Raw genomic sequence first — 25,241 nt, 5'->3', positions numbered from 1 at the left:
ACCCGCCCGCCAGGTGCGTTCAGCCGGAGATCGCTTTCCGGACCCCTGGCGTTCACCTGCGGCCCCGACCATCGGGGCATGACCTCACGGCTGTCGACGCTTCCGGGTGCTGCCGAGGAGCTGGCCTACGAACTGCTGGCCCCGCTGGGCAACCGCTGGCGGCACACCGTCGGCGTCGCCGCCCGGGCCGCCGAACTCGCCGCGCTGCTCGACGTGGACCGGGACGTGCTGGTCGCCGCCGCCTGGGTGCACGACATCGGCTACGCCGAGGCGGCCCGGGTGACGGGTTTCCATCCGCTCGACGGCGCCCGCCACCTGGACCGGCTGTCCTGGCCCGCGCCGATCGTGGGGCTGGTGGCGCACCACTCCGGCGCCCGGTTCATCGCGGCCGCCCGCGGGCTTGCCGAGGCGCTCGCCGCCTGTCCCGACGCCGCCGGCCCGATCTCCGACGCGCTGACCTACGCCGATCAGACCGTCGGTCCGGACGGCTGCCGGGTCACCCCGGCCGAGCGGTACGAGGAGATGCTGCGCCGGCACGGTCCGGCGTCCTGGAACGCCGTGGTGGATCCGGTGCGGCGGCCGCATCTGCTGGCCGTCGCCGCCCGGGTCGAGCGCCGCCTCGGTCACCGGGCGGCGTTCACGAATTTCTCATAGGCCGCCAGCACCAGGCCGTGGAAGTGGTGGACGCCGTGCTCCGACAGCCCGGAGCCGGCCGGGTCGGACACGATGCGGCCCTGGTCGAACGCCGGCGTCGCCATTCCCCGCTGCACGCTCTCGACGATCGTGATGTCCTGCTGCTGGAGAACCTCGTCGATGTACCGGACGGCCTCGGCCTCGGCCTCCTGCAGCTGGTCGGTCTCGAAGAAGAAGTCCCAGGTCTCCAGCGTGCGGTCCGGCCCGGCGGGGACCACCTGGAACACCATGAAGTTGCCCCGCCCGGGGTAGCGCAGCAGGCAGGTGTTCGGCCACAGCCACCACACGGCGTGCTGGGTGACCGAGGCGCCGGAGACGTCGTAGGCGGGGTTGTCCCGCGTGCCGGCCTCGGCGAAGTGGCTGGACCAGATGCCGTGGGTCCGCACCTGGTAGGTGTCCATGTCGACCAGCGCCACGAACTCGCGGTGCGCGACGTGGCAGTGTTGACATCCTCTCCGCCCTAAAGGACGGAGATTTCCTCCACGCTGCGCGGGGAACACGCGGCGTCCGGGTGGGTTACCGCTTCGCCGCGCGGTGCCGGGACAAGTCCCGGTCTTACCTGCGCTCCACGGTCGTTTGAGTTGTCCGCCTGTCCGGCGGCCAACACGTTCAGCGCCGCGTTGACGTCCCGGTCGTGAGCTGCTCCACAGGGGCAGTCCCACGACCGGACGTTCAGCGCCATCTTGTCGTTGATCCGTCCACATGCCGAGCACATGCGGGTGGACGGGAAGAACCGGTCCACCCGGCCGAAGGTCCGCCCGTACCGGGCGGCTTTGTACTCCAGCATGGCGGTGAAGCTGGCCCAGCCCGCGTCGTGCACGGACTTCGCGAGCCGGGTCCGGCCGAGACCGGCCACGCACAGGTCCTCGACGTACACCGCTTGGTTGTCGCGGATCAACGTCGTGGACAGCTTGTGCTGCCAGTCCCTGCGGGTGTCGGCCACCCGCGCATGAGCGCGAGCGACCTGAACAACCGCCTTCTTGCGGTTCTGACTCCCTCGCTGCTTGCGTGAGAGAGCCTGTTGCAGCCGCTTGAGCTTGCGGGCCGCACGCCGCAGGAACTTCGGGGCGGCCACCTTCGTGCCGTCCGAGAGCACGGCGAAGTGGGTCAGGCCCAGGTCGATGCCGACTTCCGAGTCCAGCTCGGGCAGCGGCTCGTCGGTGGTCTGCACGACGAACGAGGCGAAGTACCGTCCGGCCGCGTCCCGGATGATCGCCACGCTCGACGGGTCCGATGGCAGCGTCCGTGACCAGCGGACCGCGAGGTCGCCGATCTTCGGCAACCTGAGTCGGCCGTTGTCGAGGACCTTGAACCGGGAGTTCTTCGTGAAACGGATGGCCTGCCGGTTGTCCTTGCGGGACCGGTACCGGGGCGGGGCCAGCGTGCGGCCCTTGCGCTTGCCGGTGACCGAGGCGAAGAAGTTGCGGTACGCGGTGTTCAGATCGGCCAGGGCCTGCTGCAACACCACGGCGGACACCTCGCCCAGCCACGCCCGTTCCGGCGTGCGCTTCGCCTCGGTGATCAGACGGCGGGACAGCTCGGCGTCCGACACGTACGGCAAGCCCTGCTCCCGGGCCTGCCGGCGCAGGCGCAACCCGTCGTTGAACACCACCCGCGCGCACCCGAACGTCCGAGCCAGCTCGATCTGCTGGACGGGCGTCGGGTAGACGCGCACGTTGTACCGCAGCTGCACGAAAAGCACCGTACCATGTTGGTTTATGGCAGAACTTGCAGATATTCGCACTGGTAGACACTGTGTTTCTGCGATGCACGTCCACTTGGTTTTCGTGACGAAGTTCCGGCACAAGGTATTCGCGGACCGGCACCTGACCCGCATGGAACAGATCATGCGGGACGTCTGCGCAGACTTCGAGGCTGAGTTGATCGAGTTCAACGGCGAGAACAACCACGTCCACCTGCTCGTGAACTTCCCGCCCAAAGTGGCGGTGGCCCGGCTGGTCAACAGCCTCAAGGGCGTGTCCTCGCGCCGCCTGCGCCAGGAGTTTCCCGACCTCGTTCGCCACTACTACCGGGCCAACAAACTCTGGTCGGGTTCGTACTTCGCGGGCTCCGTCGGCGGGGCACCACCGAGTGTCGTACGTCAGTACATCGAGCAGCAGAACCGTCCCGGTCAAGGCACTGCTCGGGCCTAGCGGCCCTCCCAGCGCGGGCCCTCACCCCCGGCCTGAAGGCCGGAGCACTGGCCCGCATTCCGGTAGCCGCCGCGACGACCACGCCGGCACCGTCGACAGGAACCGAGCGGATTGCGGGTCCTGTCCGGTCGGCGGATCGGAGTCACCGACGGCTGCGGGACACCCCGCGGTCCACGCGCCTGCGACCGGATCAGCTAGCAGCAGGTGTCGGGGCCGCAGGTGCAGCCGGCCTCGGTGTCGTCGGCGGCGGGCAGGGTGCAGTCGTCGCACTGCTCGCCTCGCCAGGCCTCGATGCCTTCGCGGATCGCGACGGCGGCGATCACCAGTGCCGCGACCGGGTCGGCCCACCACCAGCCGAGGGTCGCCGTGAGCAGCAGCCCGACCAGCACGACAGCGGACAGGTACGTGCACAGCATGGTCTGCACGGAGTCGGCGACCACGGTGGCCGAGCCCAGTTCCCGGCCGGTCCGCCGTTTCGCCAGCACCAGCAGCGGCATCACCACGACCGAGGTGGCGGCGACGGCGATCCCGACCGGTGAGCTGTCGGGCTGCTCGGCGCCGAGCAGCGCGCGGGCGGCGTCGACCGCGACCCAGGCGGCGAGGGCGAAGAAGGAGACGGCGATCAGCCGCAGGGCCAGGCGTTCCCGGGCCTCGGGCACCCGGGAGCGGAACTGCCAGATCACCACCACGGCGCTGGAGACCTCGATGAAGGAGTCCAGGCCGAAGCCGAGCAGCGCGGTCGACGACGCCGCCGCGCCCGCGCCGACGGCGACGACGCCCTCCAGCAGGTTGTATCCGGCGGTCGCGTAGGCCAGGTGCAGGCTGCGCCGGTGCAGCTGCGCGCGCCGCCGCGGCGGCAGCCGGTCGAGGCCGATCGGGCTGCTCACTTCGCCGCCTCGGCGTCCGCAGTGTGCGCGAGGATCTCCAGGAGCTCCGCCGGCGCGGCACCCAGGTTCCGGTACGCGGTGGCCATGGTGATCACCAGCCGCTCGCGGCGCCCCCACCCGGCGTACACGTCGGGAAGCTTCACCGTGGCGGCGGCCTCCCAGTAGGGCAGGCCGGCCGCGTACGCCGTCGCGGCCTGCTCGGCGACCAGCACCAGGTAGTCGCGGAACAGCCGGACCCCGGCCGCGTCGGTCACCGGGCCGTGTCCCGCAACGATGTGCCGGGCACCGGACTCGATGATCCGGTCGCAGGCCGCGATCCAGTTCCGCACCGGGCCGGTCCACATGATCGGGTGATCGCCGATGAACAGGATGTCGCCGGCGAACAGCACCCCGGCATCCGGCACGGACACCAGCACGTCCCCGCCGGTGTGCGCGGGCCCGACCTCCCACAGCTCCACCGTACGGTCGCCGACCGGCACCTCCAGCCGGCCCGAGAAGGTCCGCGCCGGCGGGGTCACGGTGATCCCGGAGAAGTCGAAGTGGCCGAAGTGCCGCCGCATGTAGTCGCCCAGCGGCGAGTCCGGCGAGCCCGGGCCGCTCAGCGCGGCGAGCTGGGCCGGCTGCACCTCGTCGGCCATCCCGTGCGCCGCGGCGGCCGAGCCGATGATCTCGGCGTCGGGGAACAGCTGGTTGCCCCAGCAGTGGTCGCCGTTGGCGTGCGTGGTGACCACGGTCGTCACCCGCGCTTGCGGCACGGCCGCGGCGATCGCCGCCCGCAGCGTCGCGGTCATCGGCAGGTCGAACTGGGTGTCCACCAGCAGCGCCCGGTCGCCGGAGACCACCAGGCCGCAGTTGCTCCAGCCCCACGTGCCGGGCGGGCTGAGGTACGCGTACGTGCCGTCGCCGACCTCGTGCAGTCCCCGCGTGTACGGAACAGCCCCCATCCGCAGCATTCTTCGCGATGTCCCCGGCGGGCACAACGCCCGGCCTGCGATCAAGGACCGGCCGGTGTAGACCAAGGGGGGTCCGTCGTCAAGGAGGTCGAGATGGCACCGCTCCTGCCGGCCGTGTCCGTGCTGCTGGTGGCCACGCTCGCGGCCGCGCCCGCACCCGCCGCCCCGGCCACCGGCGCCGCGCCGGGCGCCCCCGGTGTTGATCAGCAGTACCTGCCGGCGGACAAGTCGGGGCTGCTGACCTCGCGCACCCGGCAGAGCCGGGTCTGGGCGACCGTGCAGCGTGCGGGCGGGCTGGGCGAGATCTTCTATCCGACCATCGGCGGGCCGAGCGCCCGGTCGCTCAGCTTCGTGGTGACCGCCCGGGGCGGCGTCGCCCGCGCCGAGGTCCGCACCGAGCAGCTCGACGGGCTGCGCTTCCGGCAGAGCTTCACCGGGGCCGGGTGGCGGCTCACCGCCGACTACAGCACCGACCCGGCCCGCGCCACGGTGCTGGTCGACCTCGCCTTCGTGGCGCCGCGCGGCCACGAACTGTTCGCGATCTACGACCCGGCGCTGGGCAACTCCCGCGGCGGCGACTCGGGGCGTACCGCCGACGGGGCGCTGCTGGCCACGGACGGCGCGGTGGCGAGCGCGCTGGCCGGCTCGTTCGCCGCCACCTCCAGCGGCTTCGCCGGGGTCAGCGACGGGCTCACCGACCTGCGCGACGGCCGGATGGACTGGCGCTACTCCTCGGCCCCGGCCGGCAGCCTGGTGCAGACGGCGGCGCTGCGCGGGCCGCACACCACCCTGGCGCTGGGCTTCGCCGGCTCGGCCGCCGAGGCGCTGGGCACCGCGCGGCAGTCGCTGCGGGCGGGCTTCGGGAGCGTCGCGCGCTCGTACGCGTACGGCTGGCAGCGGTATCTGGCCGGGCTGAGCGACCCACCGCGGGTGTTGCGCGGCGCCGCGCAGCGGCAGCTCTACCGCACCTCGGCGCTGATCCTCGCGGCCTCGGAGGACAAGACCCACCCCGGCGCGTACGTCGCGGCGCCGGCCTCGCCGTGGGCGTTCGGCACCGACGACCCGTCCGGGCCCTACCACCTGGTCTGGTCCCGGGACCTCTACCAGATCGCCACCGGCCTGATCGCCGCCGGTGACCGGGCCGGTGCGAACCGCGCGCTGGACTTCCTCTTCGGCGTGCAGCAGAAGCCGGACGGCTCGTTCCCACAGAATTCCCAGGTCGACGGCACTCCGGTGTGGGGCGGCCTGCAGCTCGACGAGGTGGCGCTGCCGCTGGTGCTGGCCTACCAGCTGGGTCGTGCGGACACCTGGCCGGACGTCCGGCGGGCGGCCGACTTCCTGGCCGGGTATCCCGGTGCGCCGTTCACGCCGCAGGAGCGCTGGGAGAACCAGTCGGGCTACTCCCCCAACACCATCGCCACCGCGATCGCCGGCCTGGTGTGTGCCGCCGCGATCGCGCGTACCCACGGTGAGCAGGCCCCGGCCGAGCGGTATCTGGCCACGGCCGACTCGTGGCGGGCGCGGGTGAAGTCCTGGACGGTGACGAGCACCGGGCCGTACTCGGCCGAGCCGTACTTCCTGCGGCTGACCAAGGACGGCAACCCGGACGCCGGCACGACCTACTCCATCGGCGACGGCGGTCCGGCCGGCGTGGACCAGCGCCGCGTGGTCGATCCCAGCTTCCTCGACCTGGTGCGCCTCGGTGTGCTGCCGCCCGCCGACCCCGACGTGGTCAACACCCTGGCGGTCGTCGACGACCAGCTCGGCGTGGCCACCCCGCGGGGCTTGTTCTGGCACCGGGCGTCGTTCGACGGCTTCGGCGAGCAGCTCGACGGCAGCCAGTGGGAGTTCAACGAGCCCGACGGCTCGCTGGTCTCGCGCGGCCGGGCCTGGCCGCTGCTCAGCGGCGAACGCGGCGAGTACGAGATCGCCGCCGGCGACCTGCGCGCCGCGGCCGGCCGGCTGGCCGCGATGGCCCGCGCCACCGGACCGGGCGGCATGCTGCCCGAGCAGGTCTGGGACCACACGCCGCCGGCCGGGCAGCCCGGCTTCGCGCCCGGCACGCCCACCTTCTCGGCGACGCCGCTGGCCTGGACGCACGCGCAGTACCTGCGGCTGGCCCGCGACCTGGCGGCGGGGCCGGGTCGTCGAGCAGCCCGCCGTGGTCGCCGAGCGCTACCTGGGGCCGCCAAACGCCTGACCTTTACCGATGACCAGCACGTCCGGAGAACGCGTTCTTTGTCACGCGGAACAGTTCTCACGGTGAGCCCGGGAATGCCAATCGTAGGCCCACGACATCCCGCGTCATCACCATCGGAAGTTGAGTCATGAAACGTGGTCTGCGCAACATCCGGATCAGCACCCGCCTGGTCGCCGCGATGGTCGTTCTGCTGGGCTTCCTGGTCACGGCCATCGTCATCGGCCTGACGGCGATCTCGGGCCAGGCGAACGCGACCCGGCGGCTCGCCGACTACTCCGCCACGAGCCGGCTGGCCGAGCAGGTGAAGTTCCGCTCGGCCGATTTCAACGGCTGGCAGACCGCGTACGCGTTCGACATCGTCCGCGGCGTCCCCGGCGCGGCCGCCGACACCGCCGACGCCCGCAGCGCCTTCCTCACCTCGGCGGCCGCGTTCCGCCGGGAACTCGAGGCCCTGCGCGGCGGGCGCCTCACCGCCGCCGAACGCCGCCACATCGACAGCATCACCGCGCGGTTCGACGACTTCATGGCTCTCGACCGGACCATCGCCGAGGACTACCGGGGCGGCACGGCCGCGGGCCTGGGCCGGGCGAACACGCTGGTGGCGGTCGACGAGATCAAGATCTTCAACGAGATCACCGTCGACGTCGACGCCCTCACCACCGCGATCGACGCCGAGGCGACCGCGGCGGTGGACGACGCCACCGCGGCCGCCGGCCGCTCCGCGCAGGTGATGGTGGCGGTCGGCATCCTGACCGTGCTGTTCGGCGCCGTCCTCGCGTTCCTGCTGATCCGCTCGGTGGTCCGGCCGCTCGGCGTGCTCAACCACCGGCTCGCGGAGATCGCCGACGGCGACGGCGACCTGACCCAGCGCATCCAGGACCACGGCCGGGACGAGATCACCCAGGCCGCCGGCGGGTTCAACCGCTTCGCCGACCGGATGCAGCAGCTCATCGTCGCCGTCGCCGCCGGCGCCCGGCAGGTCTCCGAGGCCGCCGGCGAGCTCAGCACGGTCAGCACGCAGCTGGCCGGCGGCGCGCAGGAGACCAGCGCCCAGGCGGGCGTGGTCAGCACCGCCGCCGAGGAGGTCTCCGCCATCGTCTCGACCCTGGCGGCCTCGGCCGAGGAGATGAACGCCTCCATCTCGGAGATCTCCCGCAGCGCCACCCGGGCCGGCGCGATCGCCGCGTCCGGGGTCCGGGCCACCGACGAGGCCGGCGAGACCGTGGCCCGGCTGGGCGTCGCGTCCGCCGAGATCCAGACCGTGGTCAAGCTGATCACCGACATCGCCGCACAGACCAACCTGCTGGCCCTCAACGCCACCATCGAGGCCGCCCGCGCCGGCGAGCTCGGCAAGGGGTTCGCCGTGGTCGCCGGCGAGGTCAAGGAGCTGGCGGGGCAGACCGCCCGGGCCACCCAGGAGATCGCCGGCAAGGTCGGCGCGATCCAGCTGGGCAGCGAGGCGGCCGCCGCGGCCATCACCCACATCGCCGGGGTGGTGGCCGAGATCAACGACACCCAGCTGACCATCGCCTCGGCCATCGAGGAACAGACCGCCACCACCGAGGAGATGGCCCGCAACGTCGCCGAGACGGCGGTCGGGGCGGGCGAGATCGCCACCACCATCGTCGGTGTCGCCGGGGCCGCGCAGGAGGCCAGCGCCGGGGCGCAGACCACCCAGGCCACCGCCCGCAGCCTGGTGGGGGCCGCGACCACGCTCGATCAGCTGGTCGCCGGCTTCCGCTACTGACCGGCGCGGTGCTCGAACAGGCCCCGCACCTGGGCGTCCACCTTGGTGAACGTGGTGTCGAGGGCGTCGGTGAGCAGCCGGCCGACCTCGCGGAAGTCATCGCGGACGGCGTCGTCGTGCATCGCGTTGCCGGCCGCCTGGAAGGCGTCGTCGACCTCGGCGCGCAGCCGGCCGATCGCGTCCGCGACCTCCCGGTCGGTACTCGCCTGCTCGACGTGCAGCTTCAGCTTCAGGGCCAGCGCCTCGACCCGGTCGGCCAGGTCGTGCCACTGGGAGGACTGCTCGGACATCGCCATCTCCTTCTCCGTTCCGGCCACCGCCCCGGCGGCGGTGGCCCGCTGTCACGGCGAGCGACGCCGCAGCGTCACCGCGCCCAGCATCAGCGCGATCACCGCCGCCGCCAGGATGATCGCCAGGTCCCGCCACATCCGCGGGGTGGCCGCGGCGTGCGTGCCCACCTCGGTCAGCGCCTCGACCGCGTACGACATCGGCAGCACGTCGCTGATCGCCTGGAGCCAGCCCACCATCTGCTCGCGGGGCACGAACAGCCCGCACAACAGCACCTGGGGCAGCACCACCGCGGGCATGAACTGCACGGCCTGGAACTCGCTGCGCGCGAACGCGCTGACGAACAGCCCCAGCGCCATGCCCAGGACCGCGTTGCCGATCACGATCAGCGCGACCAGCCAGGGGTTGCCCACGGTGTCCAGGCCGAGCAGCCCGTACGCCAGCGCCGAGGCCACCGCCGCCTGCACCGCGGCGGCGCCGGCGAACGCGACGCCGTAGCCGAGCAGGATGTCCAGCTTGCCGATCGGCGTGGTGAGCAGCCGCTCCAGCGTGCCGGTGGTCCGCTCCCGCAGCATCGCCACGCTGGTCAGCAGGAACATCATGGTGAACGGGAAGACGCCCAGCAGCACCAGCGCGACCCGGTCGAAGGTGGCGGGCTGCGCGTCGAACATGAACCGCAGCAACGTCAGCAGCAACGTCGGCACCACCAGGATCAGCGCGATCGTCCGGCGGTCGTGGCGCAGCTGGCGCAGGATCCGGCCCGCGGTGGCGAAGGTGGCCCGTCCGGACATCGTCACACCGCCCCCTTCATCCGCGGCTCGCGCGCCTCGCCGTCCAGGACCATGCTCAGGAACGCCGTCTCCAGGTCGCTGGTGCCGGCCCGGCGGCGGACGGCGTCCGGGGTGTCGTCGGCGATCAGCCGGCCGTCGCGGATCAGCAGCAGCCGGTCGCACCGGCCCGCCTCGTCGAGCACGTGACTGGAGACCAGCAGCGTGGTGCCGGCCTCGGCCAGGGCGTGGAACCGCAGCCACAGGTCCCGGCGGACCACCGGGTCCTGCCCGACGGTGGGCTCGTCCAGCACCAGCACCTCGGGGCGGCTCAGCAGGGCGCAGGCCAGCGACGCCCGGGCCCGCTCCCCACCGGACAGCGCGGCCACCAGCCGGCCCGCGACCGGGTCCAGCCCGACGTCGTGCACCGACTCGTCCGCGGTGGTCCGGGGCAGGCGGTGCAGGGCGGCGAAGTAGCGGGCGTTCTCCCGGACGGTCAGGTCGGCGTAGACGCTGGGCGCCTGCGTGACGTAGCCGATCCGGCGGCGCAGCCCCGGCGTGCCCGCCGGCCGGCCGAGCACCGTGACGGTGCCGGCGCGCACCTTCTGCACGCCCACGAGGCAGCGCATCAACGTGGTCTTGCCGCTGCCGTTGGGGCCGAGCAGACCCGTCACGCTGCCGCGCCGCACGGCGAAGTCCAGGCCGTGCAGCACCTGCCGCCCGCCCCGGTCGACCACGAGCCCGTCAACCTCGATCGCGGTGTCCATCGCTGCTCCCGTCGCCCCCGGCGAGCCGGTGGCGCGCCGCGACGCGCCCGTCCGGATGCTCTGCAGGCGATCGTGCCTCGCGCGCGCCGGGATGCGCAGGGCCGAAGGTCCCGGACCGGAGGCGCGGGCCGGCAAGGCCGTTCGACCCTGGTCGCCGCGCGCGCCGGCGACCGACGATGGGGGACGAGCGGAGGAGGCCACGCATGCATCCGATCCGGACCTTGAGCGTCACGCTGACGGCCACCGCACTGGTGGTCGTTGTTTCGGCCGCCCCGGTGACACCCGCTGCCGCGGCCGCGCCCCCGCCCGCCGGCACCGGACGGCTCATCGCGCTGGGCTCGCTGGGCGGCGGGCAGTCCTGGGCCGAACGGATGAACGCGCGCGGCGACCTGATCGGCGGCACGACCGACGCCGCCGACACCTGGCACGCCGCGGTGTGGTGGCACGGCCGGTCCGCCCCCACCGCGCTGGGCGTGGACCGTGCCTCCCCCACCGCGATCAACGACCGCGGCCACATCGCCGGGCAGCTCTGGGACGGCGGGCTGTTCCTGTGGCGCCGCGGCGCCGTCACCCGCCAGTCGTCACCCGCGGGCACCAGTCTCGAGGCGGTCGCCGTCAACAACCGCGACCAGGTCGTCGGCACCGCCTACGACCAGGACGGCGCCACCCGCGCCTTCCTGTGGCAGCGCGGGCAGCTGACGATGCTGTCCACGCCGGCCGCCGCGGACAGCTCCGCGGTGGGCATCAACAACCACGGCCAGATCGTCGGCGTGGTGACCCCGCGTGAGACCGCCGCCGAGCAGGCCGTCCTGTGGCAGCGCGGCCGGCTGACCGGGCTCGGGACCCTCGGCGGCCCGGCCAGCACCCCGGTGGCGATCAACGACCGCGGCCAGGTGGCCGGCAACAGCACCGTCCAGGGCTCGGCCGCCGACCACCCGTTCCGGTGGCAGCGGGGCCGGATGACCGACCTGCTGGCGGGCACCACCGCCACCTCCGGCCGGGCGTACGCGCTCAGCGGCACCGGGCTGGTCGCCGGCTCCGCGAGCGGGAGCACCGGTGAGTCGCGGCCCGTGCTGTGGCGGGCCGGCCGGATGACCGACGTCGGCCTGCCCGGCCACGTCGGCCTGGCCACCGCCGTGAACGACCGCGGTGACGTGGCCGGCCCCACCTGGGCGGACCCGCAGGGCCTGGCCGTGCCGTTCCGCCGGCAGGACGGCCGGACCACGCTGTTCCCCGAGCCCACCGGCGACATCGCGATCCGGGTCGTCGGCATCGATCAGCACGGCACGATCGCGGTGGCGCTGGAGACCACAAGCTCCGGGCTGACCCTGCTGCGATCGGCCCCGAAGGGAGAACCAGTCCGATGACGAGGAAACAGAATCTCGCCAAGTCGCGCCGGTGTTACGCGCTGGCCATCGCCAACCTGAACAACCGCGCCGAGTACCACTTCTGGCTGGCCCGGGCCAACACCTTCGGGGAGCTGGCCCGGCACTGACGCGCCACCCTCAGTCATTGACTGTCATCCATGCGTACCGTAGCTTTCGCCTGAGGAAAGCGCATTCCTGGCGCCCGACGGAGGAGGACGGTGCGATGACACGAAGCCCCGGACGGCGGTACGGCCCCGGGCTGGTGGCCGTCGGCGGCGCCGCCGCGCTGCTGGCCGCGGCCGTGCTGACGCCCACCCTCGCCGCGGCCGCCGCCGCGACGACGTACTACGTCGCGACCACCGGCAACGACGGCAACGCCGGCACCCAGGCGGCGCCGCTGGCCACCATCCAGCGGGCGGTCAGCCTGGTGCCGGCCAGCGGGACGATCGCGGTCCGCGGCGGCACCTACGCGCTGACCACGAACATCCAGATCACCAGGAGCGGCACGGCCGCCGCCCCGATCACGCTCACCGCCTACCAGGGCGAGAAGGTGACCATCGACGGCGAGGCACTGCCGTACACGCCGGGTGCGGTGGGCTCGACCATCCCCAGCGCCGGCCGGGGCGCCATCCACATGGAGGCGTCCTACTGGCGGCTCACCGGGCTGGAGATCGTGCACGGCCCGTACGGCGTCTACTGCCACAACTGCACCGGCAACACCTTCGAGCGGCTGGTCACCCACGACAACTACGAGACCGGGTTCCAGTTGCAGGGCAGCTCGGCGAACAACACCATCCTCAACCTGGACAGCTACCACAACCGCGACCCCCGCAAGAACGGCGAGAGCGCCGACGGCCTGGGCATCAAGGAGGGCAGCGGCACCGGCAACGTGGTGCGCGGCGCCCGGCTGTGGAACAACATCGACGACGGCTTCGACGCCTGGAGCTTCAGCTCGCCGATCACGGTGCAGGGCAGCATCGCCTACGGCAACGGCTACAACCGCTGGAACATCCCGAGCTTCTCCGGCGACGGCAACGGCTTCAAGCTCGGCGGCAGCAGCGGCACCGGGCCGGCTGCCGGCCACACCGTCAGCAACAGCATGTCGTTCAGCAACGCGGCGCACGGCTTCACCGACAACGGCAACACCGGCGCCATCGTGATCAGCCGCAGCACCGCGTACCGCAACACCAAGACCGGTTTTGACGTCGACGGCGGCTCCACCTCGCGGCTGACCGCCAACCTGGCCGTCGGCAACGCCACCGCGGTCGCGCTGGGCGGCTCGACGGCGTCCGGCAACTCCTGGAACCTCGGCGGCACCTGGACCCTGCTGAGCACCGACCCGGCGACGATCACCGGCCCGCGTACCGCCGACGGCGCGATCCCCTCGTCGAGCTTCCTGGTGCCGGCGAACGGCGCCGCCGTGGGCGCGAAGATCTGACCCCGGGCCGGTACAGGTCCTGACTACCCGGGCCTTTGGTCCCGACCTGGTCCGCGAACGCCCGGCTGAGCTCAACCGCACCGTAGAAAGGACGACGTACAGCAGGACAGGGGCCGAATCGGATCGGCGCCGGGCGGAGCGGAGCAGCACTCATGAAGGTCGTTCTCAGACGTGGGGCCGCCGTCGCCGGCGCCTCGGCCGCCGGTGTCGCGGGGGTCCTGCTGACCGGGTCGCCGGCCGCGGCGCACGAGAAGTGGTTCGTCGACGAGCCGGGCTCCTACCCGACCGACTGGGCGTTCGTGCTGCGTCCGGTCACCCTCGGCCTGATCATCGCCGTCGTGCTGGTGACGGCGCTCTGGCGGTACGTGGCGGTGCGCTACCTGCCCACGCCGGAGCTGCCGCAGCTGAGCTTCATCGGCCGCATCGTCCCGTACGTGCCCCGGCTGCTCGCCATCCACCTCGGCGTCTCGCTGCTGGCCGCCGCGGTCTCCGGGCACTTCCTCACCCACGACCTCGAGGTCGAGCACCTCGGCGGCGGCGCGGCCCTGCTGCTCGCCGAGGGCGCGCTCGGCATCTGGTTCATCACCGGCATCCGGCTGCGGCCGGCCGCGCTGCTGCTGGCCGTCGCCGGCCCGCTGGCGCTGCTGGTCACCGGGCCGGTCGGGCTGCTGTCGGCGATGGACCTGCTCGGCGTCGCGGTGTTCCTGGCCTTCGTGCCGCCCTCGGACGCCGCCTTCGGCCGGGTGGAGCCGGACCCCGCGCTGCTGCGCCGGGCCCTGTTCGGCCTGCGGCTGGGCGCCGGCGGGGCCCTCATCACCCTGGCCTTCGCGGAGAAGCTCGCCAACCCGGCCCTGGCCCGGGAGACCGTGCACCTGTACCCGCAGCTCGACGTCTTCGCCCTGGTCGGCATCCACCTGCCGGTGGACACCTTCGTCGCCGTCGCCGGCGTGACCGAGCTGCTCTTCGGCCTGCTGGTGATCTCCGGCGCGCTGCCCCAGGTCGCCGTGCTGGTGGCCGGCATCCCGTTCAACGCGACCCTGCTGCTGTTCGGCGGCACCGAACTGCTCGGCCACCTGCCCGTCTACGGCGTCTTCCTCACGCTGCTGGCGTACGGGTCGAACCCGCGGACCGCGGCGCTGGTGCGCTGGCTGCCGGCGGTCCGGACCCGGCTGCTGCGCCGCCCGGCACTGGTGAGCTGAACCCCGCGGTGCGGCGCAGCAACAGGACGGCGCCGAGCACGTACAGCAGCACGACGGCCGGCTCTCCCGGGTCGTGGGCTACCGCGCCCGGGACGCCGGCCGCGACCTGGGCCGGCATCGCGACCACGTAACCCACCTGGTGCAGGATCCCGGCGAGCAGCGCGAGCACGCCGAGCGGATACCCCCACGCGGCACGCCGCCACAACAGCACCGCCGCGGCGGCGTAGAGCGGCACCAGCAGGCTCAGGTCCAGCGCCATCCCCAGGTGCACGACGGTGTCGGTCTCGACCAGCCGGCTGCCGGCCGGCACGTCCCCGGTGACGGCGTTGACGACGGCCACCGCCACCCACATGCCGCCGAGCGCGACCGCGAGCGTGCCGAGCACCACGGCGGCGCCGCGCACCCCCGGCCCGGCGCCGACCCGCTCGGCGAACACGGCCCCGTCGGCGGCGGCCAGGTGCAGCACCAGCGCGATCAGCGCGCCCGCGAGCACGGCGGCGTGCAGCAGGAACAGGTCGTTGAACCCGGTGCCGAACAGGTGGTAGCAGTACGTGTAGACCAGGTACGCGAGCAGGCTGATGGTGACCAGCCACGCTCGCACCGAACCACGCCGGACGGCCCGGTCCGCGACCGCGAGCCCCGGCACGGCCACGGCCGCGGTGACCAGATCGTCAGCCCGCAGCATCGCCGCGGTGGACGCCGGGCCGGCGTACACCCCGTCGATCAGCAACCCCGCCAGCGCCGCCGCCAGTGCCGGCACCGCGGCGGCCACGGTGAATCCCTGCGCTCTGCGAACCGCGGTGCTCATCGGGCACGCTCCCCTTCACGAGGGCGCCGGCCCGCGCGGGACAGCTCCGGCGGCACCACCGCCCGCCTTCCCGGCCACCGTAGGACCGGCCCCGCGCCCCGGCCAGAGCCGGAGGTCCCGGCCCGGGCAGCCCTTTCCGGCACCGCACCCGACGGGTGGGTGGAAGGCTGCCGGGCGAGGGCAACGGGAATCCTCCCGGTGCCGCCCGGCGGTCAGGCCGGCCCGGACAGGGGCTCCTGCGGCCAGTTGAGGACCTTGGCGCCGAGCACCGCCGCCTGCAGCGTGAAGCGGTGCGCGGGATCGGCGGGGTCGTAGCCGGTCAGCGTCCGGACCCGGGCCAGGCGGTAGGTGACGGTCCGCACCGACACGTGCAGCCGCTTGGCCGACTCGGTGGCCACCGCCCCGGTGGCGAAGTACGCCTCCAGGGTGTCGAGCAGCGGCCCGGCGCCGCCGCGGGTCCCGGTGAGCGGGCTCAGCACGGCCTGCACCAGGTCCACGATGGCCGGCTGGTCGCGCAGCAGCACCCGGTAGATGAGCAGGTCGTGCGCGTTGATGACCGCGGTCTCGCTGTGCAGCCGGCCGGCCATGGTGAGCGCCTCCCGGGCCTCCTCGTAGGAGCGGGCGATGCCGTACAGGCCGGGGTGGGCGCGGCCGACGGCGACCCGCCAGGGCCGGCCGCGGGGCAGCCGGCTCAGCTCCTGGTGCATGAGCCGGCCCAGCTCGTTGCTCGCGTCCAGCGCGGGCGACAACCGGCCCGCCGGCCCGGCGTCCGCCGGCGCCAGCACGACCAGCAGACCGTCCTTGGTGGCGACCAGGACGTCGCGGTCGCCGAGCCGGTCGAACACGACCGTCTCCAGGGCGCTGATCGCCGCGTCGGCGTCCGGCAGCCGCCGGCTCGGCGCGGCCAGCGCCACCTGGTGCACCCGGGCCAGGTCGAGCCCGAACGGCTCGGCCCGTTCCACCAGCGTGCCCAGGTCGGAGTCGCCGCGCAGCAGGTCGTCGATCAGCTCCCGGCGCAGCGACTCCTCGCGGCGCACCAGATCCCGGCGGGCGACCGCGTAGCCCTCGGCGAGCGTCGCCACCGCGGCGTCGACGACCTGCAGGACGGCGGACGCGGCGGCCCGCACCGCCTCCCGGTCGCGCGACCGGACCACCATCGGCAGGTCCTGCCACAGCCGGCGCGCGGCGGACAGGTAAAGCTGCACCACGCGTCCGGCGGAGATGCCCTGCTCGGCGGCGCGCCGGCCGAGCAGCCCGACCGCGTCCAGCTCACGGCGCTTGGCCCGGCGGCCGTGGGTGGCCGCGTCGGCGAGCAGCGGCAGGTAGTCACCGAGCAGCTCCACCGGCACGCCGCCGGCGTCGCGGCTGGCTCCCTCGGCGACCTCGACCAGCCACGCCTCCGCCGGCTCCGGCGCGGCCGGCTTGCGCCCCGCGCCTCGTCGTCTGCTGTCGGACACATCCGCCTCGCTCCCGCCGAGGGCCCGGCGCCTCATCAGCCGTCGTTGCCGACAGTCGGCAGTCTAGACCCGCGAAGTCCGGCCGTCGTGGCCCTGCGGGCATCGGCCGGGCATCGGCCGGGCATCGGCCGGGCATCGGCCGGGCATCGGCCGGGCACCGCGATGATGGAGGCCACCCGCCGACCACCCGCCCCGCACGAGCCGGGGCGTCGCCGGGTCGCGCCCGTCGACCAGGAAAAGGAGCCCGCCATGACCGCGATGCGCGTCCAGGACGTGATGACCACCGAGGTGATCACCGTGCCCGGCCACGCGACGGTCGCGGACGTCGTCACCCTGCTCACCGAGCGGCAGATCAGCGCCGTGTCCGTCACCGACCGGCACGACGTCGTGCTCGGCGTGGTCTCCTGGACCGACCTGCGCGACAAGGTCACGCGCGGCCGGCGGGCGCGAGCGCTGCGGGAGTGCCCGCAGGGCACCACGGTGGAGGTGATGAGCGGCCCGGCGCTGACGATCGGCGCGGAGGCGTCGCCGGCGGCCGCCACCCCGGATGATGCACCGGCGCGGCGTGGGCCGGCTGCTGGTCGTCGACGCCGACCGCGAGCCGCGGGGCATCGTCACCCGGTCGGACCTGCCCAAGATGCCCGGCTGCGCGGCCGGTGGACCGGGCCTCCCGCCGCCCGCCCGGCGCGCCGGCGGACCGGGCCTCCCGCCGCCCGCCGGCGCGCCGGTTGCCGACGACCGGCAAGCAAGGACGCGATTCCTCGCCGTCGCCGGCCGTGGTCGGCGGCGCGTGATGCGGCGAAGGTGGAGACGGACAGTTCATCCGGAACGGACCAGGGCCGCGGAGCCCGGGAAGGTGCCGACCATGCAGTGGCAAGTGGATGACGTGATGACGCGAGAAGTGATCACCGTGGGTGCCGACACCCCGGTCGGTCAGGTCGCGAGCCTGCTCGACCGCGAGGGCATCAGCGCCGTACCGGTCACCGCCGAGGCCGGCCGGGTGCTGGGGGTCGTCTCCCAGGCCGATCTGCTCGACGACGTCGCGCACGGCGCGCGGCAGCCGCGCAGCGACCAGCGGGCCGCCCCGGCCGCCCGGGCCGGAGACGTGATGACCGCCCCCGCTCTGTGGATCAACCCCGACGCTTCGCTGTCGCAGGCCGCCCGCACCATGCAGGACCGCAACGTCCGCCGGCTGCTCGTCACCGGGCCGCACGGGCGCCTGCTGGGCGTGGTGTCCCGCGGCGACCTGCTGCGCCCGTACGCGCGGTACGACGCGGCGATCCGCCGCGAGGTCGAGGCAGTGCTGCGCCGCCGGCTGTGGATCCGCCCGGAACAGGTCGGTGTGCGGGTGCACAAGGGCACCGCGACGCTGACCGGCGCGGTGGGCCGGCGCTCCACCGCCGACATCGTCACCCGGCTGGCCCGGGCCGTGCCGGGGGTCTCCGAGGTCGACAACCGCATCCGCTACGACTTCGACGACGCCGACCTGGCCCGCTCCAAGGTCAGCCGCACCCACCCGTTCAGCGCGGAACCGTTCCGCCCGGACGCCCCGCAGCGGCGGCGCCTCCGGCTGGGCGGCAGCCAGCGGCACCGGCAGGCCCAGGGTGTCTGACCCGATGGCGCACTCTCGCCGGGCCGTGGCCTCCCGGGGCCCGGCGCGTCCGGCCGCGCCCGGTCGCGGTCCGCCGGCGGTCCGGTGTTCCTCCGACGACCGCCAGGGCGAAGCAGATCAGCTTCGGCCCTTTTTTGCTGCCCGGCTTCCCCGAATCACAGGTTGGACATGAGCCTCGACATGCACGTCACCGACCCGAACCGTTTCGCCGCCGTGCGGGCCTCGCTGAGTGAGGAGTTCGCGCTGCAGACGGCGCGGCTGAAGGAGTTCACCGAGATCAACGCCGACACCGGCGACCCCGGCGAGGCGCACAACCGGGCGGCGCTGCTGGCCGCCACCCGGCAGGCGCTGGAGCAGATCACCGGCGCGCTGCGCCGGATCGCCGAGGGCACGTACGGCCACTGCGAGAAGTGCGGCGCCGCGATCCCGGCCGAGCGGCTGGAGGCGTTGCCGCGCGCCCGGTTCTGCGTGCCGTGCCAGCAGAAGCACCACGGCTGAGACAGCCGCAGACGTGCCAAGAAGGAGCGTGGATCGTGCCCGGAAGGCGGCGCACCGCGGCACGGTCACCGGCTCCTGGGGTGACGCGGGCGGATCCGCCGGTGCGCCGGGGCCGCGTCGTCGACATCACCGGCTGCGTCGGCGGGCTCGCGCACCTGATCCGCCGGTACCGGCAGCCCGTGCCCGCCGGCGGTGTAGTGGTGGCCTGCCGGCCGCTGCCGTCCGCCGCAGCCGACCAGAAGGTGACCCGCCGGTGCTGTTCATCAACACCGTACGCGCCGCTGCCGTCGGCGCCGGCGCGGCTGCGGGCACCCTGCTGGTCGTCGACGGCACTCCGCATCCCGCGCTGGCGTGTCGGGGGCGCATAGGGCACAGCGCCTGGAGCATCCTAGGAACCTAGCTGCTTGGTGATGACCCTTGCGTGTCCGATGTGGTTTCTGTAAGACGTGAGCATGGCGCCCACGGATGACGAGATCTCCGCCCAGCTTCAGCCGGACATACCGCACGCGGCCCGCATCTGGAACTACTGGATGGGCGGCAAGGACAACTTCGCCGCCGACCGGGCCGCCGGTGACGCGGTCGCCCAGGTCTATCCCGAGATCGTGCTGATGGCACAGCACTCCCGCCGGTTCCTGATCCGGGTCGTGCACTACCTGGCCGCCGAGGCCGGCATCCGGCAGTTCCTCGACATCGGCACGGGTCTGCCGACGATGCAGAACACCCACGAGGTCGCCCAGGCGGTCGCGCCCGGGTCGCGGATCGTCTACGTGGACAACGACCCGCTGGTGCTGGTGCACGCCCGCGCCCTGCTGACGCAGTCCGGCGGCGAGGGCCGCACCACGCACGTGGCCGCCGACTACCACGACCCCGGCCTGATCCTGGCCGAGGCGGGCAAGGTGCTCGACTTCTCCGAGCCGATCGGCGTGATGTTCATGGGGGTCATGGGCTACGAGCCGGACCTGACGGTGGTGTCGTCCATCGTGAACCGGGTGATGGAGGCGACCCCGTCCGGCAGCTATCTGGTGCTGTGGGACGGCACGAACACCACTCCGGCCGTGGTGGAGGGTGCGGCGCGGCTGGCGCAGAGCGGCGGGGTGCCGTACATCCTGCGCAGCCCGGCGGAGATCGGCGGGCTGTTCGACGGGCTGGAGCTGGTGGAGCCGGGCCTGGTGCAGATCACCGGCTGGCGCCCGGAGGGCGAGCCGGAGTGGCTGGACGCGTACGGGGCGGTGGCGCGGAAACCCTGAGGTGTCAGGCGGAGGCCGGGGACGGGCGGGACTGGCCGACCGGGCCGGCGGTGCTCATGACCTCGTGGCACCACTTCATCGCGGTGAGGTAGGCGTTGACCGCGCCGTCGGAGTCGAGCAGCCCGGCAAGCCCGGCCGCGTCGCCGTTCTCGTAGTCCCGGACGGCCGTCAGGATGTGCCCCAGCCCGCCCGCCCGCTCGGCGAGGGCGGCGCTGGTCTCCTCCGACAGCGGCAGCTGCCGCACGACCTCCGCCGGGGACTGGCCGATCAGCTCGGCAACCCCGGAGAGCAGCCCCACGCTGAACGCCGCGTCGCCGGAGAGCCCGATCCGCTGGGCCACCGTCTGGCACATCCGGGCCCGGGTCAGCGTCACCGCCAGCTGGTTCTCGGCGCCCTCGGTCAGGCCGCCGAGCACCATGAGGGTGACCCACTGACGGATGGTCGGCAGCCCGAGCAGGACCGCGGCCTCGTGCACCGACGACACCCGGGTCCGCACGCCCGACGCCGCCGAGTTGGTGGCCTGCAGCAGCCGGTACGTCAGGGCGGGGTCGCTGGCGACGAGCGAGACGACCTCGTCGAAGTCGACCTCGGCGGCGGCGAGGGCGGCGACCAGCCGCACCCGTCCCAGCCGGGCCGGCGAGAGCTCGACCATGCTGACCACGTGCGGGCGGCCGAGCACGTGCCCCTGGAAGAGGTGGAAGCCGAGGTCGAACGCCCGGTGCAGCTGCTCCTCGGTCTCCAGCCGCTCGGCGATCAGCTGCACGTTGGGGAAGTCCTCCTGGCAGCGCCGCACGATGCCGTCGATGACGTCCGCCTCGGCCCGGAGCACGTCGACCTTCACGTACGTGGCCAGCGGCAGCAGCCGGTCGTGCGCCCCGGGCAGATAGTCGTCGAGCGCGATCGTGAAGCCCCGGCCCACCAGCTCCTTGACGCCCTCGACAACCGCATCGTCCACGTCGACCGTCTCGATGACCTCCAGCACGGTCTGGTCGGAGTCGAACGGGATCGGCAACTCCCCGACCAGGAACTCCCGCGTGACGTTGATGAAGCACGCCCGGCCGCCGACCAGCTCCTCGAGCCCGAAATCGGTGAACGCGGCGACGATGACCCGGCTGGTCGCGTCCGCGGAGCGCCGGGAGGCCTGGGTGGCCTCCACGGCGTCACGGAACAGCAACTCATAGGCGACGACATCGCCAGACCGGTCGTAGATCGGCTGCCGCCCCACGTGCACCAGGGGTAGCTCCGCATCGCCTCGTTCCACTCGATCAGGCTAGCCACGCCCCGTGCGAAGCGTGGCGAAACGGAAAAGGGCGGTGACGACGAAGAGGGTGAAATCGTCGCGGACCTTCGCGTCGACGGACACCGGCAGCCGGATCCGCCCGGCCTCGACCATCCCCCGTACGGCGGGACGGCTCAGCCCGAAACCGGCCGTGAGCAGCTTCGCGACCCGGATCGGCGCGGGCAGCTCGAAGCGGACGATCACCTCGAGCGGCGCCGGATCGTCACCGCCGAGATCGTAGAACGGCAGGTCGGTCTCCAGCTCCCAGGTGCCGGTCCAGTCGAGCCGGTGGGCGGACCGGCGGGCGAAGGCCGCGTCCATCGTCAGCCGGCGCACCAGCGCCGCGTCGTTGTTCTCGAACCTCCGCAGCTGCTCACCCGGCAGGGCCCGCACGTTCACGCGCTCGTGGACGGGAATCTTCGACGTGCGGCCGCACAGCTCGCAGCAGATCAGCATCCAGACGTCGAGCAGCTTGGCGTTCGCGTTCACCCGGAACTTGCCGGTGGGCCGGTGCCGGCTGGACCGGCACGACACGCAGGCCTTGACGACGGCGGGCAGCCCGAGCTCCCGGACCACCCACAGCGCCTTGCGGTCGACGTCCGGGCCGGCACCGGAAAAGGGCAAAGAGGTATGACGGTGACTACTCATGGTTCGGCGACTCCCAGTTCACGGAGGAGGCGCGGCGTCACACCCGACGCCGCGTGAAGGAAGCCCGCACGGCTGAGCCGGTGCGGGCTTCCAGCGACATGCCGAACCGAGGCGGGGAGTTCCTCGACCCGCCGTCAACCCGCGCATGCGCCACTGGTTACCGATCCATGGCTGCCATGGTGGGCGACCGGCGGGCGGCGAGCAACGGAGTTTCCGTGCGGGAGTGCCGGAGACCTGCTCGTCACCGCCGGCGAGCGGGACTCCGCTCTGCGGCTGTGGCAGCTCGGGTGAACTCCGCGACGAGCCTGCCGAGCTCCGCCGGGGCGGTGACGGGCATCAGGTGGCCGGCGTCGGCGACGGTGACGACCGTGGATTCCGGCAGCCGGCCGGCGAGGCGGGCGATCAGGCGGTGCACCGGCGGCGGGCTGTCGGCACCTTGGATCAGCAGCACCGGCCGGTCGACCGCCGGGTCGAAGCTCCACCCGGCGACCGCAGGGGTCTCGCTGGTGAAGAAGTCCCCGCTGTGCCTCGCCGCGTGGTCGACGAGTCCGGCGCCGAGCACGTCGTCCAGGACGCCGCGGTAGCCCGGTCCACACACGAGGGTCATGAAGGTGCCGAAGGCCGCCCCGTGGTCACCCCGGGCGATCGCCGCCGTCACCGACCCCATCGCCCGGCCGAAGGCCGCGTGCAGCTCGTCCGCGTCGGCGGGATCGATCAGGGCGTCCACCAGCGGTGGTTCACAGAGCGCGACCGTACGGACGGACGAGGGGTGATCGACCGCGAGCTGGAGGGCGATCGTGGAGCCCGACGAGTGCGCGACGACGTGGGCGGGAGCGGCGTCCAGCCGCCGCAGCAGGGTGGCGGCGTGGCGGGCGTGGTCGGCCACGGTCAGCCCGGCCGGCACGGGGTGTCCGGTGTAGCCGGCCCGGACCATCCGGATCACCCGGTGGTGCCGCAGCTCGGGCGTGGCGGCCAGCGGCGTGAGCCAGTCGGCGAGGCCGCCGCCGTGGATCAGCAGCAGCGGCTCGCCGGCGCCGCCGGAGTCGGTGTGGGCGACCTCGGCGCCGTCGATGCGCGACCATTAGGGCAGTGTGCAGGTCGGTCATGATCAGTCCTTCGGGGCCATGCGGCGTAGAGCCGGATCTCGATGCCGTCCGGGTCGTGCAGCCCGACCAGGACGGAGCCCACCCTGGTGCCCGGTGACGATGCCGCCGTGCGGCTGGCCCAGGTCGTCCAGCCGGCCCCGCCAGGCGTCGACGTCCTCGCGCCTGGGGACCTCGATGGCGACCGGGTCGAGGCCGGCCAGGGCGGCCGCCCGTACCGGATCGAGGCGCAGGGCCAGGCGCAGCCGGCCGCTCGCGTCCGCCAGCGCGAGGCCGTGCAGCTCCCCGTCCTCGACGAATTCGATCTCGACCCGCAGGCCGAGCACCGCGGTGTACCAGTCCCGGCTGCGGCCGAGGTCGGCCACCGGGAGCTTGACGTGGTGGAAGCCGGACAGGCCGCCGGCGCATCGTCGCGGCCGCCGCGGCGCAGTTCGTCGCGCACGGCTACGGGGCGACGCTGCTCGACCAGGTGGCCGAGCAGGCCGGCGTCGCGGTGCAGACGGTGTACTTCCACTTCGGCAACAAGCGCACGCTGCTCAAGGAGGCCCTGGACGTCGCGGCGGTCGGCGACGACGAGCCCGTGCCGCTGATGGAACGGCCGTGGGTGCGGCAGATCCAGCAGGAGCCCGATCCGGTGCGGATCATCACGCTGTGGCTGGCGACCGGCCGGACCATCCTCGACCGGATCGCCCCGCTCATGCGGGTCATGCGCGGCGCCACCGGCACCGACCCCGAAGTGGCCGCGCAGTGGGACACCAACCAGGCCCAGACGCGGGCGGCGCACGGCTTCCTGGCGGACCTGCTCGCCGCCCGCGGCGCCCTCAAGCCGGGAATGGGGGTCGAGCAGGCACGCGACATCGCCTTCGTGCTCGGCAACGTCGAGACCTACCTGCAGTTCAGCGACGTCTGCGGGTGGACCCCCGACGAGTGGCAGGAACGGGCCGCCGCCGTGCTCACCGCCGCGCTGCTGGCGGCCTAGGCTGGCAGGGTGACCGACCCGGCCGACCGCCCCGCGCGACTCGAGGACGTGCACGAGCTCGCCCTCGCCATGCCGCACGTCACCGTCTACGACCCCGAGGCCGACAACCCGGTCTACCAGGTGGGCGGCAAGTCCTTCGTGTTCTTCCGCACGCCCCGGCCGGACGCGGTGGACCCGGAGACCGGCGAGCGCTACCCCGACGTGATCGTCTTCTGGGTGGAGTCCGACGCGGACAAGCAGGCGCTGGTCCAGGACGAGTCCAACCCGTTCTTCACCACGCCGCACTTCGACGGCCACCGCTCGGTGCTGATCCGGGCGAGCCGGCTGGGCGAGATCACCCGCACCGAGCTGGCCGAGGTGGTCCAGGACGCGTGGCTGTCCCGGGCGTCGGCGCGCCGACGGGACGCGTGGCTCCACAGCGGATGACAGGACTCGAACCGGCGCATTGGTGAGGGTGGCCGGCCGGATTTGAACCGGCGGCCTCCGGGGCCACGACCCGGCGCTCTCGGCCGCTGAGCTACAGCCACCATCTCGGCCCGCAGGCCGGTGCCCGAACCAGGGATCGAACCTGGGACATCCGCCGTGTGAAGGCGGCGCTCTCCCGCTGAGCTATCCGGGCGTCACGCGGAGGAGGTGGGCTCAGGGCTCCTCCCCCGCGTTTCCTGCTGTGGACCCGGCCGGAGTCGAACCGGCCACCTCCCGCTTGCGACACGGGCGCTCTACCAGATGAGCTACGAGCCCTTGACCTTCCCTGCCAGAGCCAGCGGCGGGACTCGAACCCGCTACCTCCCGATTACGAAACGGGTGCACGACCTGTCATGCTCCACTGGCCGGAACTGCGTGCCCTCGGCGCGATTCGAACGCGCACCACCGACGTCCTCAACGTCGGGCCTCTGCCGTTGGGCTACGAGGGCGTTTGTTGCGGGCGGGCTGCCGGATCGCAACGGCCCGCACCGAGCGGCTACCGGGACTTGAACCCGGGACCTCGACGTTGGCAACGTCGCGCTCTACCCGCTGAGCTACAGCCGCATATTGTCATCCACTGTGGAGTTGTCAGGAGCACGGGCGGCAGGAGTCGAACCCGCAACACACGGCTTTGGAAACCGCTGCTCTACCGGTTGAGCTACACCCGTCTGTCCGGCTGCCGGGAT

27 protein-coding genes, 7 tRNA genes and 2 pseudogenes are annotated in these 25,241 nt (G+C 73.2%); 16 read left to right on the top strand and 20 right to left on the bottom strand.

Features of this window, described 5'->3' with window-relative positions; genetic code table 11:
• Nucleotides 1-78: 78 nt before the first annotated feature.
• The gene (locus ACIBQZ_RS13975; RefSeq protein WP_396088956.1) at nt 79-654 is read left to right on the top strand and encodes an HDIG domain-containing metalloprotein; all 576 of its coding nucleotides are present in this window, start codon (nt 79-81) and stop codon (nt 652-654) included.
• Here ACIBQZ_RS13975 and ACIBQZ_RS13970 read toward each other — a convergent pair.
• Together ACIBQZ_RS13970 and ACIBQZ_RS13965 are read right to left on the bottom strand one after the other, a co-directional pair.
• A complete protein-coding gene (locus ACIBQZ_RS13970) occupies nt 624-1,109 on the bottom strand; it encodes an SRPBCC family protein (RefSeq protein ID WP_396088955.1) in 486 nt (161 codons plus the stop codon). The genes ACIBQZ_RS13975 and ACIBQZ_RS13970 overlap by 31 nt on opposite strands.
• A 44-nt stretch (nt 1,110-1,153) precedes the next feature.
• Complete coding sequence (locus tag ACIBQZ_RS13965) at nt 1,154-2,395, bottom strand: RNA-guided endonuclease InsQ/TnpB family protein (protein WP_396088954.1); 1,242 nt, start codon at nt 2,393-2,395, stop codon at nt 1,154-1,156.
• A 16-nt stretch (nt 2,396-2,411) separates the two neighbouring features.
• On the opposite strand from ACIBQZ_RS13965, the gene tnpA reads away from it, so the two are divergent.
• Nucleotides 2,412-2,846, top strand: coding sequence for an IS200/IS605 family transposase (gene tnpA / locus ACIBQZ_RS13960; RefSeq protein ID WP_396088953.1), 435 nt, complete (start codon nt 2,412-2,414; stop codon nt 2,844-2,846).
• Between the two features lie 194 nt (nt 2,847-3,040).
• Here tnpA and ACIBQZ_RS13955 read toward each other — a convergent pair whose 3' ends face one another.
• A complete protein-coding gene (locus ACIBQZ_RS13955) occupies nt 3,041-3,733 on the bottom strand; it encodes a cation transporter (protein WP_396088952.1) in 693 nt (230 codons plus the stop codon).
• Nucleotides 3,730-4,677: an MBL fold metallo-hydrolase gene (locus tag ACIBQZ_RS13950; protein ID WP_396088951.1), complete on the bottom strand. Its 948-nt coding sequence runs from the start codon at nt 4,675-4,677 to the stop codon at nt 3,730-3,732. The genes ACIBQZ_RS13955 and ACIBQZ_RS13950 overlap by 4 nt, the downstream gene beginning before the upstream one ends.
• A gap of 102 nt (nt 4,678-4,779) precedes the next feature.
• Between ACIBQZ_RS13950 and ACIBQZ_RS13945 the strand changes: the two genes are divergently transcribed.
• Both ACIBQZ_RS13945 and ACIBQZ_RS13940 read left to right on the top strand, forming a co-directional pair.
• Entirely contained in the window at nt 4,780-7,017 is a 2,238-nt protein-coding gene (locus ACIBQZ_RS13945; protein ID WP_396088950.1) for a glycoside hydrolase family 15 protein, read from the top strand.
• Nucleotides 7,014-8,633: a methyl-accepting chemotaxis protein gene (locus ACIBQZ_RS13940; RefSeq protein WP_396088949.1), complete on the top strand. Its 1,620-nt coding sequence runs from the start codon at nt 7,014-7,016 to the stop codon at nt 8,631-8,633. Before ACIBQZ_RS13945 ends, ACIBQZ_RS13940 begins: the two co-directional genes overlap by 4 nt.
• Here ACIBQZ_RS13940 and ACIBQZ_RS13935 read toward each other — a convergent pair.
• Genes ACIBQZ_RS13935 through ACIBQZ_RS13925 form a run of 3 tightly spaced genes read right to left on the bottom strand, consistent with a single transcriptional unit; the run spans nt 8,627 to nt 10,455 of the window.
• Complete coding sequence (locus ACIBQZ_RS13935; RefSeq protein WP_396088948.1) at nt 8,627-8,923, bottom strand: hypothetical protein; 297 nt, start codon at nt 8,921-8,923, stop codon at nt 8,627-8,629. The genes ACIBQZ_RS13940 and ACIBQZ_RS13935 overlap by 7 nt on opposite strands.
• A gap of 51 nt (nt 8,924-8,974) precedes the next feature.
• The gene (locus ACIBQZ_RS13930) at nt 8,975-9,712 is read right to left on the bottom strand and encodes an ABC transporter permease (protein ID WP_396089137.1); all 738 of its coding nucleotides are present in this window, start codon (nt 9,710-9,712) and stop codon (nt 8,975-8,977) included.
• 2 nt (nt 9,713-9,714) lie between these two features.
• Nucleotides 9,715-10,455 carry an ABC transporter ATP-binding protein gene (locus tag ACIBQZ_RS13925; RefSeq protein ID WP_396088947.1) on the bottom strand — a complete coding sequence of 247 codons (741 nt, stop codon included), beginning with the start codon at nt 10,453-10,455 and terminating at the stop codon, nt 9,715-9,717.
• 203 nt (nt 10,456-10,658) lie between these two features.
• On the opposite strand from ACIBQZ_RS13925, the gene ACIBQZ_RS13920 reads away from it, so the two are divergent.
• From ACIBQZ_RS13920 to ACIBQZ_RS13905, 4 genes are all read left to right on the top strand, one after another.
• Nucleotides 10,659-11,822 carry a hypothetical protein gene (locus ACIBQZ_RS13920; protein ID WP_396088946.1) on the top strand — a complete coding sequence of 388 codons (1,164 nt, stop codon included), beginning with the start codon at nt 10,659-10,661 and terminating at the stop codon, nt 11,820-11,822.
• Complete coding sequence (locus ACIBQZ_RS13915) at nt 11,819-11,950, top strand: hypothetical protein (RefSeq protein ID WP_396088945.1); 132 nt, start codon at nt 11,819-11,821, stop codon at nt 11,948-11,950. The genes ACIBQZ_RS13920 and ACIBQZ_RS13915 overlap by 4 nt, the downstream gene beginning before the upstream one ends.
• 95 nt (nt 11,951-12,045) lie before the next feature.
• Nucleotides 12,046-13,260: a right-handed parallel beta-helix repeat-containing protein gene (locus tag ACIBQZ_RS13910; protein ID WP_396088944.1), complete on the top strand. Its 1,215-nt coding sequence runs from the start codon at nt 12,046-12,048 to the stop codon at nt 13,258-13,260.
• Between the two features lie 152 nt (nt 13,261-13,412).
• Complete coding sequence (locus ACIBQZ_RS13905; protein WP_396088943.1) at nt 13,413-14,459, top strand: hypothetical protein; 1,047 nt, start codon at nt 13,413-13,415, stop codon at nt 14,457-14,459.
• Here the strand turns inward: ACIBQZ_RS13905 and ACIBQZ_RS13900 are convergent.
• Both ACIBQZ_RS13900 and ACIBQZ_RS13895 read right to left on the bottom strand, forming a co-directional pair.
• The gene (locus ACIBQZ_RS13900) at nt 14,356-15,267 is read right to left on the bottom strand and encodes a hypothetical protein (RefSeq protein ID WP_396088942.1); all 912 of its coding nucleotides are present in this window, start codon (nt 15,265-15,267) and stop codon (nt 14,356-14,358) included. The genes ACIBQZ_RS13905 and ACIBQZ_RS13900 overlap by 104 nt on opposite strands.
• Before the next feature lie 212 nt (nt 15,268-15,479).
• Nucleotides 15,480-16,760: a PucR family transcriptional regulator gene (locus ACIBQZ_RS13895; protein WP_396088941.1), complete on the bottom strand. Its 1,281-nt coding sequence runs from the start codon at nt 16,758-16,760 to the stop codon at nt 15,480-15,482.
• A 126-nt stretch (nt 16,761-16,886) separates the two neighbouring features.
• On the opposite strand from ACIBQZ_RS13895, the pseudogene ACIBQZ_RS13890 reads away from it, so the two are divergent.
• The 6 genes and pseudogenes from ACIBQZ_RS13890 to ACIBQZ_RS13865 form a co-directional block, all read left to right on the top strand.
• A pseudogene (locus tag ACIBQZ_RS13890) lies at nt 16,887-17,138 on the top strand (CBS domain-containing protein); the annotation flags it as partial.
• 133 nt (nt 17,139-17,271) lie between these two features.
• Nucleotides 17,272-17,316: pseudogene (locus ACIBQZ_RS13885) on the top strand (hypothetical protein); the annotation flags it as partial.
• 273 nt (nt 17,317-17,589) lie between these two features.
• Entirely contained in the window at nt 17,590-18,336 is a 747-nt protein-coding gene (locus ACIBQZ_RS13880) for a CBS domain-containing protein (RefSeq protein ID WP_396089136.1), read from the top strand.
• A 168-nt stretch (nt 18,337-18,504) separates the two neighbouring features.
• Nucleotides 18,505-18,834, top strand: a complete 330-nt coding sequence (locus ACIBQZ_RS13875; RefSeq protein ID WP_396088940.1) for a TraR/DksA family transcriptional regulator — start codon at nt 18,505-18,507, stop codon at nt 18,832-18,834.
• 101 nt (nt 18,835-18,935) lie between these two features.
• Nucleotides 18,936-19,202: a hypothetical protein gene (locus ACIBQZ_RS13870; protein ID WP_396088939.1), complete on the top strand. Its 267-nt coding sequence runs from the start codon at nt 18,936-18,938 to the stop codon at nt 19,200-19,202.
• A gap of 84 nt (nt 19,203-19,286) precedes the next feature.
• On the top strand, nt 19,287-20,081 hold the full coding sequence (locus tag ACIBQZ_RS13865) for an SAM-dependent methyltransferase (protein WP_396088938.1): 795 nt from the start codon (nt 19,287-19,289) through the stop codon (nt 20,079-20,081).
• A 4-nt stretch (nt 20,082-20,085) separates the two neighbouring features.
• Here ACIBQZ_RS13865 and ACIBQZ_RS13860 read toward each other — a convergent pair whose 3' ends face one another.
• The 4 genes from ACIBQZ_RS13860 to ACIBQZ_RS13845 form a co-directional block, all read right to left on the bottom strand.
• Complete coding sequence (locus ACIBQZ_RS13860; RefSeq protein ID WP_396088937.1) at nt 20,086-21,342, bottom strand: EAL and HDOD domain-containing protein; 1,257 nt, start codon at nt 21,340-21,342, stop codon at nt 20,086-20,088.
• 9 nt (nt 21,343-21,351) lie between these two features.
• On the bottom strand, nt 21,352-21,984 hold the full coding sequence (locus tag ACIBQZ_RS13855; RefSeq protein WP_396088936.1) for a DUF1062 domain-containing protein: 633 nt from the start codon (nt 21,982-21,984) through the stop codon (nt 21,352-21,354).
• A 265-nt stretch (nt 21,985-22,249) separates the two neighbouring features.
• Nucleotides 22,250-23,020, bottom strand: a complete 771-nt coding sequence (locus ACIBQZ_RS13850) for an alpha/beta fold hydrolase (RefSeq protein ID WP_396089135.1) — start codon at nt 23,018-23,020, stop codon at nt 22,250-22,252.
• A 96-nt stretch (nt 23,021-23,116) separates the two neighbouring features.
• Entirely contained in the window at nt 23,117-23,506 is a 390-nt protein-coding gene (locus ACIBQZ_RS13845; protein ID WP_396089134.1) for a VOC family protein, read from the bottom strand.
• A gap of 11 nt (nt 23,507-23,517) precedes the next feature.
• Between ACIBQZ_RS13845 and ACIBQZ_RS13840 the strand changes: the two genes are divergently transcribed.
• Together ACIBQZ_RS13840 and ACIBQZ_RS13835 are read left to right on the top strand one after the other, a co-directional pair.
• Nucleotides 23,518-24,090 (top strand): TetR/AcrR family transcriptional regulator, encoded by a 573-nt coding sequence (locus tag ACIBQZ_RS13840; RefSeq protein ID WP_396089133.1) that lies wholly within the window; start codon nt 23,518-23,520, stop codon nt 24,088-24,090.
• A 9-nt stretch (nt 24,091-24,099) separates the two neighbouring features.
• Nucleotides 24,100-24,516 carry an MmcQ/YjbR family DNA-binding protein gene (locus ACIBQZ_RS13835; RefSeq protein ID WP_396088935.1) on the top strand — a complete coding sequence of 139 codons (417 nt, stop codon included), beginning with the start codon at nt 24,100-24,102 and terminating at the stop codon, nt 24,514-24,516.
• Nucleotides 24,517-24,543: 27 nt separating this feature from the next.
• Here ACIBQZ_RS13835 and ACIBQZ_RS13830 read toward each other — a convergent pair.
• From ACIBQZ_RS13830 to ACIBQZ_RS13800, 7 genes are all read right to left on the bottom strand, one after another.
• Nucleotides 24,544-24,617, bottom strand: a tRNA-His gene (locus tag ACIBQZ_RS13830).
• Between the two features lie 20 nt (nt 24,618-24,637).
• Nucleotides 24,638-24,709: transfer RNA gene (locus ACIBQZ_RS13825), tRNA-Val, on the bottom strand.
• Between the two features lie 49 nt (nt 24,710-24,758).
• A tRNA-Ala gene (locus tag ACIBQZ_RS13820) sits at nt 24,759-24,831 on the bottom strand.
• A gap of 17 nt (nt 24,832-24,848) precedes the next feature.
• A tRNA-Thr gene (locus ACIBQZ_RS13815) sits at nt 24,849-24,921 on the bottom strand.
• A 10-nt stretch (nt 24,922-24,931) separates the two neighbouring features.
• Nucleotides 24,932-25,004: transfer RNA gene (locus tag ACIBQZ_RS13810), tRNA-Leu, on the bottom strand.
• A 42-nt stretch (nt 25,005-25,046) separates the two neighbouring features.
• A tRNA-Gly gene (locus ACIBQZ_RS13805) sits at nt 25,047-25,119 on the bottom strand.
• A 31-nt stretch (nt 25,120-25,150) separates the two neighbouring features.
• Nucleotides 25,151-25,223, bottom strand: a tRNA-Trp gene (locus ACIBQZ_RS13800).
• Nucleotides 25,224-25,241: the final 18 nt, after the last annotated feature.

It is taken from the genome of Actinoplanes sp. NPDC049599 (assembly GCF_044465625.1).
GTDB lineage: Bacteria > Actinomycetota > Actinomycetes > Mycobacteriales > Micromonosporaceae > Actinoplanes.
Note: the sequence above shows the minus strand (reverse complement) of the source record. Positions and strands in the feature narration are given on the sequence as shown.